We start from the raw sequence: 13,029 nt of genomic DNA, 5'->3' as shown, positions 1-13,029 counted from the left end.
GGATAATGATTAGAATGTGTAGCCTATACCCACGCGGAAACGGGTTTGTCTTTCATCGCTGTTGCTATTGACGGAAACATTACCTACCTCAACGAATGGCGACCATTGATCAATAATATAGGCAGTTCTGAAGTTATATTCATAGTTATCTTTGCCGCCATCGTAAAGATCATATTTATCAGCTTTCTTATAAATTCCTTCGATTGTCCAGTCAAAGTTGTTCCATTTATAACCCGCCCAGACATCCATACGATTGATGGTATCATCATCACGGATATCAGAAGAACGGCGTACATATTCAAAACGATAGCGCGTACCAACCCACCAGCTTTCATTTAATGTCCACGTCGCGCGGAAGTAAGGCTTATAGGTAGAGTAACCGTTGCCTGTTTCCAACACGAAACCCGGTTGCCAGGCGACATCACCGGTTTTAAATTGGTAGCTTATCGTATATTCGTTGCCCTGTGTTTCCAGGTCATTAAACGCTTTATTGGTGTCATCCCCGCCTGATTTTGAGATAGCTTCTATCGCAAAACCAACACCATTCGCAAACCGATGAGAAATATACGCACGGTCATAGTTAGCTTTACTGTCATCAAGATATTCATGACGAACATCGACATATACTGCATGCGCATTTGTTACAACAAGAGGTAATAGTAAGAAAAGAGATTTTCTCATAACAGAATCCATTTAATTTAAAATTAAAACATTGTTTCATGTCAGACCATTACAACCATAATACGCAATGTGAATGGCGACAATATAGACAAAGACCTTTAATTTAAAATTGGGATAATGTTCAAAAAGCAAAATAAAATAAATGAAATTCATATTCGTCATATAAAATAAAAATCAAAGCACCATCAACAACGCCAATATAGGGATTTCCTTATATTTATATTTCATTGATTCCTAACGTTAATTTCAATATATTTAAATTGTAAATACAAATAAAACAACCAAATAATTACTGTATAACTACCCTTTTATCAAACGGTAAGTCAGACTATTCCCATTATGTGATCTCACGCAGCGTTTTCTTTGCATTGTTGCCAGCTAAGTCGTTTCGTGTCGTTATGATGAAGGTATTTTAGAAAACAAATATTACCCACTGATTTAAATAACATCCAGACGGTCACGATGCGCTCCGACTTTTTTAAAACGTGAAGTTAATCACTTCATTAACGTGCTGATTGCCAGAATACACCCAACGGCGGCAATCGTTATAAGGTTACCGGGCTGCGTAATTTTTAAACTCATGCAAACGGAAGGGGTATCCCGTCCATAAAAAATAATGAGGAACATGTCATGAGTAACGCGATTACGATGGGTATTTTCTGGCATTTGATAGGGGCGGCCAGTGCAGCCTGCTTCTATGCCCCGTTCAAGCAAGTGAAACAGTGGTCATGGGAAACCATGTGGTCAGTGGGCGGCATCGTCTCATGGCTTATTCTGCCGTGGACAATTAGCGCTCTGTTACTGCCTGATTTCTGGGCCTATTATGGGCAGTTTAACCTCTCCACCCTTTTACCGGTTTTTCTGTTCGGCGCCATGTGGGGCATCGGCAATATTAATTACGGTCTGACCATGCGTTATCTCGGGATGTCGATGGGTATCGGCATCGCTATCGGCATTACGCTTATCGTCGGCACGCTGATGACGCCTATCATCAACGGTAACTTCGATGTGTTAATCCATACCGAAGGGGGACGCATGACGCTACTTGGCGTTTTTGTCGCGCTGATCGGCGTCGGGATTGTGACGCGCGCCGGACAGTTAAAAGAACGCAAAATGGGCATTAAAGCGGAGGAGTTCAATCTGAAGAAAGGGCTTCTGCTGGCAGTGATGTGCGGTATTTTCTCGGCGGGGATGTCTTTTGCCATGAACGCCGCGAAACCGATGCATGAAGCTGCTGCCGCGCTTGGCGTTGACCCGCTCTATGTCGCGCTGCCGAGTTACGTGGTGATTATGGGCGGCGGCGCGCTGGTGAACCTCGGTTTCTGTTTTATCCGCCTGGCAAAAGTGCAAAATCTGTCGATAAAAGCCGACTTCTCGCTGGCAAGACCGTTGATTATCAGCAATATTCTGCTGTCCGCGCTTGGCGGTCTGATGTGGTATTTACAGTTCTTTTTCTATGCCTGGGGTCACGCGCGCATTCCAGCGCAATATGACTACATGAGCTGGATGCTGCACATGAGCTTCTATGTGCTGTGCGGGGGGCTTGTCGGTCTGGTGCTAAAAGAGTGGAAAAATGCTGGCCGCCGTCCCGTTGCCGTATTAAGCCTCGGCTGCGTGGTAATTATTATCGCGGCGAATATTGTCGGTTTAGGCATGGCCAGTTAATCGCTTTGATTACTGAGATGACGCCATTGGCTCGGCGTCATCCCGGTTTCCCGCGTGAACACCACTGAAAAATAATTACTATCTTCAAAACCGCACTGCATCGAAATCTCGCTAATCATCAGCGGGCTATGCTGAAGCAGATACTGCGCGTGGCAAATACGGACCTGGCGTAAATATTGATTAATCGTCATCCCGGTTTGGGCGCGAAACTGCTGCCGCAGCACCCGTTCGCTGCATTGTTCCTGCTGGCAAAACGCATCCAGCGCAAAGGGACACTCAAGGCTATTAGCCAAAGCGGTAATTAATTTATCCAACAGGGTTTCTCGGGAGGTTGCCGGAAGATCGTCGGTCGCGTAGCGATGCCGTTTTAACGTCATCACCAGTTGACCAAACAGCAATTCCGCCATCTCATTCGCCAGCGGATCGCGTCCATTACTCTCATGTTCAAGCTGGTTAATGACCTGCCGCGCCTGATTCATTCCCATACTGCCCAGCCGCCAGTGAGAATGCCACTGCGCGCCCTGAAAGCCGGGAATCATCGCCTGCCAGTTTATATTGAGTTTCAAACGCTCCGGGCAGTAAATGATATTTTGCAGCACCAGATCGTTAACGGAGGTATAGGAATGTTTGTCTTCAGCACGAATGTAAAACAGATCGCCGCGGGTAATTCTGTATGGGCGCTCATTAAGAACGTGTAGGCCATTGCCCCGCCAGACCATCACCAGTTCACAAAACTCATGCGTATGTTCCGCAAAAACATCCTGTGGATAGCGATCGGCAACCGTAACGGCCTGCTGCTCATCAGTAAAAAAATCTTTTTTCAAAAGGATTAACTGATTTGCCACCGCAGCACCTCATGTTGAATGCTTGCCGGATGGCACTACGCTTATTCTGTCTACCGCTCGCCGCCGTAGGCCAGGTAAGGCGCAGCCGCCATCCGGTATTAAAGGGTATAATTATCAGCATATTGGCGACGAAAACGTTGATAGCGTTCGCGTTACTGGATTATCGCATCGCGTCCCTGACGGATATCCCGCGGCGACCAGTTAAATTCTCGGCGAAACAGAGTCGAAAAGTGGTTACTGTCGCCAAAACCGCAGCGGTACGCGATTTCTGTCACGCTATGATCGCTATGGCGTAATAAATGCCGGGCTTTGATCAAACGCAGGCGATTAAGGTAACGTTGCGGCGTCAGCCCGGTATGCTGTTTAAGCTGACGATGCAGCGTGCGTAGCGACAGCGAAAACTGTTCGGCTACCGCCTCCCAGCAGACCTCCTCCGCAAAATGGTCTTCCAGCCATGCCATCAGTTGGTTGAGTTTGCCGTCGTTATTGGTCGCGCCTTCCATCAGGCTACTGCGGCGTAACAACACCAGTAGTTGCATAAACAAAATTTCGCGATTCGCCACGGCAGGCGCATCCATACCGTCTCCGGCGTGCTCCATCAGACCGACCAACTGGCGCACCTGCTGCAACACACTCTGATTCACCCGCCAGTGAGAAGGATAGTAACCATCCTGCTCCTGCGGCAGCAATTGATCCAACCCCGCCAGGAACTGGAAGGCGTCCGGTGAACGCCACAGTACATTCGTCAGGCATAGGTTGTCGGTATGTTCATATAAATGCCGGTCGTGATCGCGAACAAAACACACGGTACCGCCGCTGATGGTATACGGCTGCCCGTTGAATACATGAATGCCCGTACCGTGTTCCACAATCACGATTTCATGAAAATCATGATGATGTTCAGGGAAAGCGGCTTGCGGCAGACGAGGTTCAATCGCCACGGGCGCTTTACCTGATGGAAAAAAATCCACGCTATGCAGTACGGTCATGGTTGCTTCCTCCTGAATTCAACATGTCCGAATAGTAATTAAGGGTTATCGGCCTCACCTTAAATTTTTGACGCTAAAGCGCGCAAACATGGTCTTTTTTTCAAGAAAAGGCGGGAAAAAGCGGGAAATGCGGACGACATCACACCGGCCTATTAGTAGAAACTGTGAACGCTATCACGTTCATCTTTGCCTTGTTGCCAGCGGCTCATTTTCCTGTCAGTAACGAGAAGGTAGGTCTTTGAGGGCTTTTTTAGACTGTGCGCAATGACTCTAAGAAGGACCTGATTATGACTTTTCGCCATTGTGTCGCGGTTGATCTCGGCGCATCCAGCGGGCGCGTGATGCTGGCGCGTTACGACAGCAAACACCGTACCCTGACGCTACGTGAAATTCACCGTTTTGTGAACTGCCTACAAAAAACAGACGGGTTTGACACCTGGGACATCGACAGTCTGGAAAAGGATATCCGTCTTGGTCTGAAGAAAGTCTGCAATGAAGGCATTCTTATCGACAGCATCGGCATCGACACCTGGGGCGTCGATTATGTCCTGCTGGATAAACAAGGTCAGCGTGTCGGCCTGCCGGTCTCCTACCGCGATAACCGTACCACGGGCATCATGCCGCAAGCGCTGGTCCAGATCGGCAAAAGCGAAATCTATCGCCGCAGCGGGATTCAGTTTCTGCCGTTTAACACCATCTATCAGCTACGCGCGCTGACGAAACAACAGCCTGAGTTAACGGCGCAGGTCGCTCATGCGCTGCTGATGCCCGATTATTTCAGCTACCGCCTGACCGGTGAAATGAACTGGGAATACACCAACGCCACGACCACCCAGTTGGTCAATATCAATACCGATGACTGGGACGATACCCTGCTGGCGTGGACCGGCGCGAAAAAGAGCTGGTTCGGTCGCCCCTCGCACCCTGGCAATGTTATCGGCGACTGGATTTGCCCGCAGGGCAACCGTATTCCGGTGGTAGCCGTCGCCAGCCACGATACCGCCAGCGCCGTTATTGCCTCTCCGCTGGCAAATAAACATAGCGCTTACCTGTCTTCAGGCACCTGGTCGTTGATGGGTTTTGAAAGCAAAATGCCCTACACCACTGACGAGGCGCTGGCTGCCAATATCACCAACGAAGGCGGCGCGGAAGGGCGTTATCGGGTACTGAAAAACATTATGGGTTTGTGGCTGCTCCAGCGTGTGCTGAAAGAACGGCGCATTACCGATCTGCCTGCGCTTATCGCCCAAACAGAAGCGCTGCCGGCCTGCCGTTTCCTGATTAACCCGAATGACGATCGCTTTATCAATCCTGACGATATGCGCGCTGAAATCCAGGCCGCCTGTCGCGAGACCGACCAGCCCGTTCCCGTCAGCGATGCCGAACTGGCGCGCTGCATTTTCGACAGTCTGGCGCTGTTGTATGCCGACATTCTGCACGAACTGGCAAATCTGCGCGGCGAAAAATTTACCCAACTGCATATTGTCGGCGGCGGATGCCAAAACGCGCTACTCAACCAGTTGTGCGCCGATGCATGTGGCATTCGCGTGATGGCCGGGCCGGTTGAAGCCTCCACCCTTGGCAATATTGGTATTCAGCTTATGACCCTCGACGAATTAAACAACGTCGATGACTTCCGTCAGGTCGTCAGCGCTAACTACGACCTGACAACCTATATCCCTAATCCTGATAGTGAAATTGCCCGCCACGTTGCGCAGTTTCAACCCAAACGACAGACAAAGGAGCTTTGCGCATGACCACTCAACTGGAACAAGCCTGGGAACTGGCAAAACAACGTTTCGCCGCAGTAGGTATTGATGTCGAGGAGGCGCTGCGCCAGCTCGATCGCCTGCCGGTTTCCATGCACTGCTGGCAGGGCGACGATGTTGCCGGATTCGAGAACCCGGAAGGTTCGTTGACGGGCGGAATTCAGTCAACCGGCAACTATCCGGGCAAAGCGCGTAACGCCACCGAACTGCGCGCCGATCTGGAACAGGCGCTGCGTCTGATCCCAGGCCCAAAACGGCTGAACCTACACGCCATTTACCTTGAGTCGGATACGCCGGTTGCTCGCGACCAGATCAAACCGGAGCATTTTAAAAACTGGGTGGAGTGGGCGAAAGCGAACCGGCTGGGGCTGGATTTCAACCCCACCTGTTTTTCTCATCCACTGAGCGCTGACGGTTTTACCCTCTCTCATCCAGACGCGAAAATTCGCCAGTTCTGGATCGATCACTGCAAAGCCAGCCGCCGCGTCTCGGCATACTTTGGTGAGCAGCTCGGTACGCCGTCGGTGATGAACATCTGGATCCCGGACGGCATGAAAGACATCACCGTCGACCGTTTAACCCCGCGCCAGCGCCTGCTGGAAGCGCTGGATGAGGTCATTAGCGAGAAATTCGACCCGGCGCACCACATCGACGCCGTTGAGAGCAAACTGTTTGGCATCGGCGCGGAAAGCTACACCGTCGGCTCCAATGAGTTCTACATGGGCTACGCCACCAGCCGTCAGACCGCGCTGTGCCTGGATGCGGGCCACTTCCATCCCACTGAAGTGATTTCCGACAAAATTTCCGCCGCCATGCTCTACGTGCCACGGCTGCTGCTGCACGTCAGCCGCCCGGTACGCTGGGATAGCGACCACGTGGTGCTCCTGGACGATGAAACCCAGGCAATTGCCAGCGAGATCGTCCGTCATAACCTGTTCGACCGTGTGCATATCGGTCTGGATTTCTTCGACGCCTCTATCAACCGTGTCGCCGCGTGGGTTATCGGTACCCGCAACATGAAAAAAGCGTTACTGCGCGCTCTGCTGGAACCCACAGATCAACTGCGTCAGCTTGAGGCCAGCGGCGATTACACCGCGCGTCTGGCGCTGCTGGAAGAGCAGAAATCTCTGCCGTGGCAGGCCGTCTGGGAAATGTATTGCCAGCGTCACGACACGCCGACTGGCAGCCAGTGGCTGGACAGCGTTCGCACCTACGAAAAAGAGATCCTGAGCAAACGTAGCTGACAGCGACACCTGATCTGTAGGCCGGATAAGACGCCCGCGTCGCCATCCGGCAATAAATGAAACACGATTGCCGGATGGCGCTGCGCTTATCCGGCCTACGTAAGACCCGAATAACCTTCGGGCAATAAATGGGAACACGAACATGCAAAATATTACCGATTCCTGGTTTGTCCAGGGCATGATTAAAGCCACGTCTGATGCGTGGCTGAAAGGGTGGGACGAACGTAATGGCGGTAACCTGACGCTGCGTCTGGATGAAGCCGATATCGCGCCTTTTGCGACTAATTTCCACGAAAAACCACGCTATATCGCGCTAAGTCAACCCATGCCGCTGCTGGCGAATACGCCGTTTATCGTTACCGGTTCCGGCAAATTCTTTCGCAACGTGCAGCTCGATCCGGCAGCCAATTTAGGCGTGGTCAAAATCGACAGCGACGGCGCAGGCTACCACATTCTGTGGGGCTTAACCCACGACGCGGTACCCACCTCTGAACTCCCGGCGCATTTCCTCTCCCACTGCGAACGCATCAAAGCCACCCACGGCAAAGACCGCGTCATTATGCATTGCCATGCGACTAACCTGATCGCCCTCACCTACGTACTGGAAAACAACACTGCGCTGATCACCCGCAAACTGTGGGAAGGCAGCACCGAATGTCTGGTGGTATTCCCGGACGGTGTCGGCATTCTGCCGTGGATGGTGCCAGGCACCGATGAAATCGGCCAGGCCACCGCGCAAGAAATGCAGAAACATTCGCTGGTGCTGTGGCCGTTCCACGGCGTGTTCGGAAGCGGACCTACGCTGGATGAAACCTTCGGTTTGATAGATACCGCAGAGAAATCCGCTGAGGTATTAGTCAAAATCTATTCGATGGGCGGTATGAAGCAGACCATCACGCGCGAAGAACTGGTCGCACTCGGCAAACGTTTTGGCGTGACACCGCTGGCCAGCGCCGTAGCGCTGTACTGATACCTCCCAACTCAACGCCGGATGCGGCTTTGCCTTATCCGGCCTACAGGCCGGTGCGCATTTTACCGTAGGCCCGATAAGCGTAGCGCCATCGGGCAACAGGGAATTTTTTTAAGGAGAATAGTGATGAGCTTTATGTTGGCACTGCCAAAAATTAGCCTGCATGGCGCTGGAGCGATTGCCGATATGGTGAACCTCGTGGCGAATAAGCAATGGGGCAAAGCGCTGATCGTTACCGATGGTCAACTGGTAAAGCTGGGCCTGCTGGATAGCCTGTTTAGCGCACTGGATGAACATCAAATGTCTTACCACCTGTTTGATGAGGTGTTCCCAAACCCGACAGAAGAGCTGGTGCAGAAAGGTTTTGCGGCGTATCAGAGCGCAGAATGTGACTACATTATCGCCTTCGGCGGCGGCAGCCCGATCGATACCGCAAAAGCGGTGAAAATCCTCACCGCCAACCCTGGCCCTTCCACCGCCTACTCCGGCGTCGGCAAAGTGAAAAACGCCGGCGTACCGCTGGTAGCGATTAATACTACGGCAGGTACCGCGGCAGAGATGACCAGCAACGCGGTGATTATCGACTCTGCCCGTAAGGTCAAAGAGGTGATCATCGACCCGAATATCATCCCGGATATTGCCGTGGATGACGCCAGCGTTATGCTGGAAATCCCCGCTTCTGTGACCGCCGCAACCGGCATGGATGCCCTGACCCATGCGGTGGAAGCCTATGTCTCCGTTGGCGCGCATCCGCTCACCGACGCTAACGCGCTGGAAGCGATTCGCTTAATCAATTTGTGGCTACCGAAAGCGGTTGACGATGGCCATAACCTCGAAGCCCGTGAGCAAATGGCATTCGGCCAGTACCTGGCGGGTATGGCGTTCAACAGCGCCGGTTTGGGGCTGGTTCACGCGCTGGCGCACCAGCCGGGCGCAACCCACAATCTGCCGCACGGCGTCTGCAACGCTATCCTGCTGCCAATTGTCGAGAATTTTAACCGTCCGAACGCCGTCGCGCGTTTTGCCCGCATCGCACAGGCGATGGGCGTGGAGACGCGCGGTATGTCTGACGAAGCCGCAAGTCAGGAAGCGATTAACGCTATCCGTACGCTGAGCAAACGCGTCGGCATTCCAGAAGGTTTCAGCAAGCTGGGCGTCACAAAAGAAGATATCGAAGGCTGGCTGGATAAAGCCCTCGCCGACCCGTGCGCGCCGTGTAACCCGCGCACCGCCAGCCGCGATGAAGTTCGCGAGCTGTACCTGGAGGCGTTATGATCCGCAAAGCCTTTGTGATGCAGGTAAATGCCGACGCGCACGAGGAGTATCAGCGTCGTCATAACCCAATCTGGCCGGAGCTGGAAGCCGTATTAAAATCTCACGGCGCGCATCACTACGCGATTTATCTCGATCAGGAGCGCAATCTGCTGTTCGCCACCGTTGAGATTGAATCCGAGGAGCGCTGGAACGCCGTTGCCAGCACCGACGTTTGCCAGCGTTGGTGGAAACATATGCGTGACGTGATGCCCGCGAATCCGGATAACAGCCCGGTCAGCGCAGAGCTAAAAGAGGTGTTCTATCTGCAGTAAGTCGTGTGCCCGGTGGCGCAAGCTTACCGGGCCTACGGTTTTATTTTTTGTAGGCCGGATAAGGCGGTTACGCCGCCATCCGGCAATTTCAATTCTGCTCCGCTACCAGGATAGCCTGAGTATCCGGTTCCAGCGCTTTAAAGATATGCGCCTGGTCGCCGGGATAACAAATGTAATCGCCCTCCGCCAGCTCTTCCGGCGCCTCGGTTAAGCCGACGAGGGCTTTTCCCTGCGTAACAATAATATGTTCCACCGACCCCGGCGGATGCGGGTGAGAGATCCGGTCGGCCCCCGGCTGCGTCAACAGCAGATAGATATCACGCCGCGCGCCGGGCGGACACGCCGCCAGTAATATCGCCTGATAATGCGCCTGCTCCGCCACGACTTTGGTGCCCTCTCCGCGGCGAATCACCTGCGTTTTTTGTACCTGCGGCTCCAGCAGCCTGGCAAAGGGAATGTCGAGCGCGACGCATAGCGACCATAACGTCTCCAGGCTGGGGTTGCCGTTCCCTGCTTCCAGTTGTGAAAGCGTAGATTTAGCGATGCCTGCGCGCCGCGCAATCTCCGCCAGCGACAGTCCGGTTCGCTGGCGTTCGCGTACCAGACTTCTGGCAATGACGCTAATAGGTTGTGTCATAAAGCATCCAACGTTCACTATAACGAACGAAATGTTCGTCTTGTAAAGCAAATCTGTTCCGTTCATTATAATGAAAATTCGTTCGATATGACTAAAGAAGATGAAACACTATTTTTCCTGTCTCAAGGGAGACACGATAAAAGCGATATTTTTAGTGTGCCTGGCTGTGGGCGTCGTCGGCATGTCCTATGGCTCACTGGCGATGGCCTACGGTTTCCCACTGTGGGTGCCGTTTGTCCTCTCTATTTTTGTGCTGGCGGGCGCGTCCGAATTTATGTTTATCGGCATTGTTGCCAGCGGCGGCAATCCGTTAGCGGCGGCGGCGGCAGGACTACTGGTGAATGCGCGCCACGTGCCGTTTGGCGTAACGGTGCGCGATTTGGTTGGCACCCGCGCCGCCAGCTTTTTCGGCTGCCATATTATGAATGATGAGAGCGTGGTGTTCGGCCTGTCGCAAAAAACACCCGAACAACGTAAAGCCGCCTACTGGCTATGCGGTCTGGGCGTCGCCCTATTCTGGCCGATTGGCACACTGATTGGCGCAGGTGTCGGCAAACTGCTCCCGGCCCCAGAAACCATCGGTCTGGATGCCGTATTCCCGGCAATCTTACTGGCGCTGGTGATCCCGGCGTTTAAAAACCGCACCACATTGATTCGTGGTTGCAGCGGCGCCGCGCTGTCGCTTGCCGCCGTTCCCTTTGTGGCTGCCGGATTGCCGGTGTTGCTTTCGCTGCTTGGCCTACTGGCGAGGAAAAAATAATGGGCAATATGACGCTATTTATTATCGGTATTGCTCTTTTATCTGCGGGAACCTATTTGATGCGCCTCGGCGGCGCGAAACTTGGCAGCCGTCTGGCGCTGTCTGAGCGTTCACAGGCGCTGCTCTCGGATGCGGCAACGGTGCTGCTATTCTCCGTCGCGCTGGCGACCACCTTTTACGAAGGCGAACATTTTGCCGGAATGGCGCGCGTTCTTGGGGTTGGCTTCGCCGTATTTTTAGCCTGGCGTAAAATGCCGCTTATTGTGGTGATTATCGCCGCCGCGGTAGTGACCGCGTTATTACGAATGGCGGGTATTAATTAACGTCTTACAGAACAGTTGGACGTGACACCCTATAAGTGATGAAGGCTGGGCCGCCCTATGCTGAAGTGGCCCAGAACTTTCGCATCAGCGGGATAAATGCTTTCCATATAAATGCCGATCCTCAATGACACTACCAGTACCTTCCAGCGTGACGTCAACATCTTGTGATAGCTTCAGATTACTGGTTTTTCTAATAACTCTCTTTAGTTAATGTTTACGTCAGCTATTTTTACGGATATTGCCTGATGAAGAATACATGAACGAAAAAAGCGCCTGATCGGCGCTTTTTATTGGCGTTATAGCGTAATTTTATAGGCACTTGCGCCAGCCTGTGCGCAGTTAATGTGCCGTCACTCAACGCAGGCGGTTATAATCATCCACCATCTCGTTATAACTTCTCAACGACGCCGGATAAGAATCCGCAACCATCCATCCTGTTGCAGGGTCCTGCACCCGTTTCTTTTCAAAATCAGAATACTCAACATTGTCTCTGATGCGACGAATATATTTTTTAGCTTGTAGCTGATAATCAGCCGCAGAGCTGATGAAAGAAGAATTACGGCCATCAGTATTCACTTCTTTCAATTGCGCAATCATTGTTTCCAGTTCCGCGACTTTTTTCATCATCGCTTCGGCATCAAAGGTATCGGCAGAAATAACCTTGTTGATCTGCTTTGCCGAAATCATGACAGCCAGAGAATAATAGTTAAATGTTTTGCCTTCCGCTTCTTCTATTCTCTTCAACTGTGTCAATTGCCGCCTGTCATTTATTTCCTGAATAGCCTCATGATATTTTTCCGAGACGGGTTTAAAATCCTCGATATTCTTCAGTAATGTCTGATGCAGCGCCTTACCTTTAGCAAAGGCATCATCTTTATAGTTTTCCTGGGTATAATATTTTTCCATTTCGTTAATGGTATTACCCAGCGCGGCGGCGCTATCAATATAGCTAACGGCAACGCCATCAATAGGCTCAAGTAATGGCGTTAAGGCGGCCACCTGTTTCATCTCTTTCTGGCAATTCGTTATGTAAGACTCCGTAATACCATAAATGCCATAAACCAGGCTCTCTTTCCCTGTCGGACCTTTTTTAAAGTCTTTCACCCAATCCGCGTAACGCGCCAGACTGCGCTGAACGGGCAATTGAAGTTTATTAAAACAATCGATATAGACATCCATTTTTTCACTATAAACTTCTTCAGCGTCAACCTCCGGCTGAGCTGGCGTTTCTGGCTTCGCCGCCGGGGGCTGAGTTGCCGTTTCTGGCTTCGCTGCTGGGGGCTGCGCTGGACTTTCGTCAGATTGCGTTTCCGGCGTCTGAGAAGGCGCTGGCGTCGCAGGCTGACTGCTGGCGGCCGGCGTCGCCTCGGTTTTAACATTATTGTCATCACATCCTGTTGCGCCCAGGGTCATTAGCGCAATGATTATCGCTGAGGATAATAAATTCCTTTTCATTTAATTGCCTTTTGTATATTTACGTTGGGGTTCTCTTATTTTAACGAACACATTGATATTGATAATGTTAATTATAATGAAATATGGATTAAGTATTTTTCGTGT

At 51.8% G+C, this 13,029-nt stretch carries 13 protein-coding genes; 8 read left to right on the top strand and 5 right to left on the bottom strand.

Annotation, left to right across the window (positions count from 1 at the left end; translation table 11 throughout):
* Positions 1 to 9: 9 nt before the first annotated feature.
* On the bottom strand, positions 10 to 693 hold the full coding sequence (locus tag ABVN36_RS18655) for an oligogalacturonate-specific porin KdgM family protein (RefSeq protein WP_075321931.1): 684 nt from the start codon (positions 691 to 693) through the stop codon (positions 10 to 12).
* A 618-nt stretch (positions 694 to 1,311) separates the two neighbouring features.
* On the opposite strand from ABVN36_RS18655, the gene rhaT reads away from it, so the two are divergent.
* Entirely contained in the window at positions 1,312 to 2,346 is a 1,035-nt protein-coding gene (gene rhaT, locus ABVN36_RS18650; RefSeq protein ID WP_000063541.1) for an L-rhamnose/proton symporter RhaT, read from the top strand.
* On the opposite strand, the gene rhaR is transcribed toward rhaT, so the two are convergent.
* Together rhaR and rhaS are read right to left on the bottom strand one after the other, a co-directional pair.
* Positions 2,343 to 3,191 (bottom strand): HTH-type transcriptional activator RhaR, encoded by an 849-nt coding sequence (gene rhaR, locus ABVN36_RS18645; protein ID WP_023138882.1) that lies wholly within the window; start codon positions 3,189 to 3,191, stop codon positions 2,343 to 2,345. The two genes, rhaT and rhaR, sit on opposite strands and share 4 nt — an antisense overlap.
* A 152-nt stretch (positions 3,192 to 3,343) precedes the next feature.
* Positions 3,344 to 4,180: an HTH-type transcriptional activator RhaS gene (gene rhaS / locus ABVN36_RS18640; protein WP_023138881.1), complete on the bottom strand. Its 837-nt coding sequence runs from the start codon at positions 4,178 to 4,180 to the stop codon at positions 3,344 to 3,346.
* Positions 4,181 to 4,467: 287 nt separating this feature from the next.
* Between rhaS and rhaB the strand changes: the two genes are divergently transcribed.
* From rhaB to rhaM, 5 genes are all read left to right on the top strand, one after another.
* On the top strand, positions 4,468 to 5,937 hold the full coding sequence (gene rhaB, locus ABVN36_RS18635; protein ID WP_000143965.1) for a rhamnulokinase: 1,470 nt from the start codon (positions 4,468 to 4,470) through the stop codon (positions 5,935 to 5,937).
* Positions 5,934 to 7,193 (top strand): L-rhamnose isomerase, encoded by a 1,260-nt coding sequence (gene rhaA / locus ABVN36_RS18630; protein WP_023138880.1) that lies wholly within the window; start codon positions 5,934 to 5,936, stop codon positions 7,191 to 7,193. The genes rhaB and rhaA overlap by 4 nt, the downstream gene beginning before the upstream one ends.
* Before the next feature lie 142 nt (positions 7,194 to 7,335).
* A complete protein-coding gene (gene rhaD / locus ABVN36_RS18625) occupies positions 7,336 to 8,163 on the top strand; it encodes a rhamnulose-1-phosphate aldolase (RefSeq protein ID WP_001179690.1) in 828 nt (275 codons plus the stop codon).
* Positions 8,164 to 8,289: 126 nt separating this feature from the next.
* Positions 8,290 to 9,438: a lactaldehyde reductase gene (gene fucO / locus ABVN36_RS18620; RefSeq protein ID WP_000009248.1), complete on the top strand. Its 1,149-nt coding sequence runs from the start codon at positions 8,290 to 8,292 to the stop codon at positions 9,436 to 9,438.
* Positions 9,435 to 9,749, top strand: coding sequence for an L-rhamnose mutarotase (rhaM, locus tag ABVN36_RS18615; RefSeq protein ID WP_000619478.1), 315 nt, complete (start codon positions 9,435 to 9,437; stop codon positions 9,747 to 9,749). The genes fucO and rhaM overlap by 4 nt, the downstream gene beginning before the upstream one ends.
* Positions 9,750 to 9,837: 88 nt before the next feature.
* Here the strand turns inward: rhaM and ABVN36_RS18610 are convergent, their stop codons facing one another.
* Complete coding sequence (locus ABVN36_RS18610; RefSeq protein ID WP_001517951.1) at positions 9,838 to 10,386, bottom strand: helix-turn-helix domain-containing protein; 549 nt, start codon at positions 10,384 to 10,386, stop codon at positions 9,838 to 9,840.
* A gap of 100 nt (positions 10,387 to 10,486) precedes the next feature.
* Here ABVN36_RS18610 and ABVN36_RS18605 point away from each other — a divergent pair, with 100 nt between their 5' ends.
* Entirely contained in the window at positions 10,487 to 11,146 is a 660-nt protein-coding gene (locus ABVN36_RS18605; protein ID WP_000683586.1) for an AzlC family ABC transporter permease, read from the top strand.
* On the top strand, positions 11,146 to 11,469 hold the full coding sequence (locus ABVN36_RS18600) for an AzlD domain-containing protein (protein ID WP_000527677.1): 324 nt from the start codon (positions 11,146 to 11,148) through the stop codon (positions 11,467 to 11,469). Before ABVN36_RS18605 ends, ABVN36_RS18600 begins: the two co-directional genes overlap by 1 nt.
* 354 nt (positions 11,470 to 11,823) lie before the next feature.
* Here the strand turns inward: ABVN36_RS18600 and ABVN36_RS18595 are convergent, their stop codons facing one another.
* Positions 11,824 to 12,924 (bottom strand): YiiG family protein, encoded by a 1,101-nt coding sequence (locus ABVN36_RS18595; RefSeq protein ID WP_023138879.1) that lies wholly within the window; start codon positions 12,922 to 12,924, stop codon positions 11,824 to 11,826.
* Between the last annotated feature and the right edge of the window lie 105 nt (positions 12,925 to 13,029).

Source organism: Salmonella sp. SJTUF15581 (assembly GCF_043356775.1).
GTDB classification, from domain to species: domain Bacteria; phylum Pseudomonadota; class Gammaproteobacteria; order Enterobacterales; family Enterobacteriaceae; genus Salmonella; species Salmonella enterica.
Note: the sequence above shows the minus strand (reverse complement) of the source record. Positions and strands in the feature narration are given on the sequence as shown.

Excerpts from the sequence above, each read along its gene's own strand:
- ABVN36_RS18610 (WP_001517951.1), bottom strand. The coding sequence starts at position 10,386 with ATGACACAACCTATTAGCGTCATTGCCAGAAGTCTGGTACGCGAACGC.
- ABVN36_RS18600 (WP_000527677.1), top strand. The coding sequence starts at position 11,146 with ATGGGCAATATGACGCTATTTATTATCGGTATTGCTCTTTTATCTGCG.
- fucO (WP_000009248.1), top strand. The coding sequence starts at position 8,290 with ATGAGCTTTATGTTGGCACTGCCAAAAATTAGCCTGCATGGCGCTGGA.
- ABVN36_RS18655 (WP_075321931.1), bottom strand. The coding sequence starts at position 693 with ATGGATTCTGTTATGAGAAAATCTCTTTTCTTACTATTACCTCTTGTT.
- rhaM (WP_000619478.1), top strand. The coding sequence starts at position 9,435 with ATGATCCGCAAAGCCTTTGTGATGCAGGTAAATGCCGACGCGCACGAG.
- rhaS (WP_023138881.1), bottom strand. The coding sequence starts at position 4,180 with ATGACCGTACTGCATAGCGTGGATTTTTTTCCATCAGGTAAAGCGCCC.
- rhaB (WP_000143965.1), top strand. The coding sequence starts at position 4,468 with ATGACTTTTCGCCATTGTGTCGCGGTTGATCTCGGCGCATCCAGCGGG.
- rhaD (WP_001179690.1), top strand. The coding sequence starts at position 7,336 with ATGCAAAATATTACCGATTCCTGGTTTGTCCAGGGCATGATTAAAGCC.
- rhaT (WP_000063541.1), top strand. The coding sequence starts at position 1,312 with ATGAGTAACGCGATTACGATGGGTATTTTCTGGCATTTGATAGGGGCG.
- ABVN36_RS18595 (WP_023138879.1), bottom strand. The coding sequence starts at position 12,924 with ATGAAAAGGAATTTATTATCCTCAGCGATAATCATTGCGCTAATGACC.
- ABVN36_RS18605 (WP_000683586.1), top strand. The coding sequence starts at position 10,487 with ATGAAACACTATTTTTCCTGTCTCAAGGGAGACACGATAAAAGCGATA.
- rhaA (WP_023138880.1), top strand. The coding sequence starts at position 5,934 with ATGACCACTCAACTGGAACAAGCCTGGGAACTGGCAAAACAACGTTTC.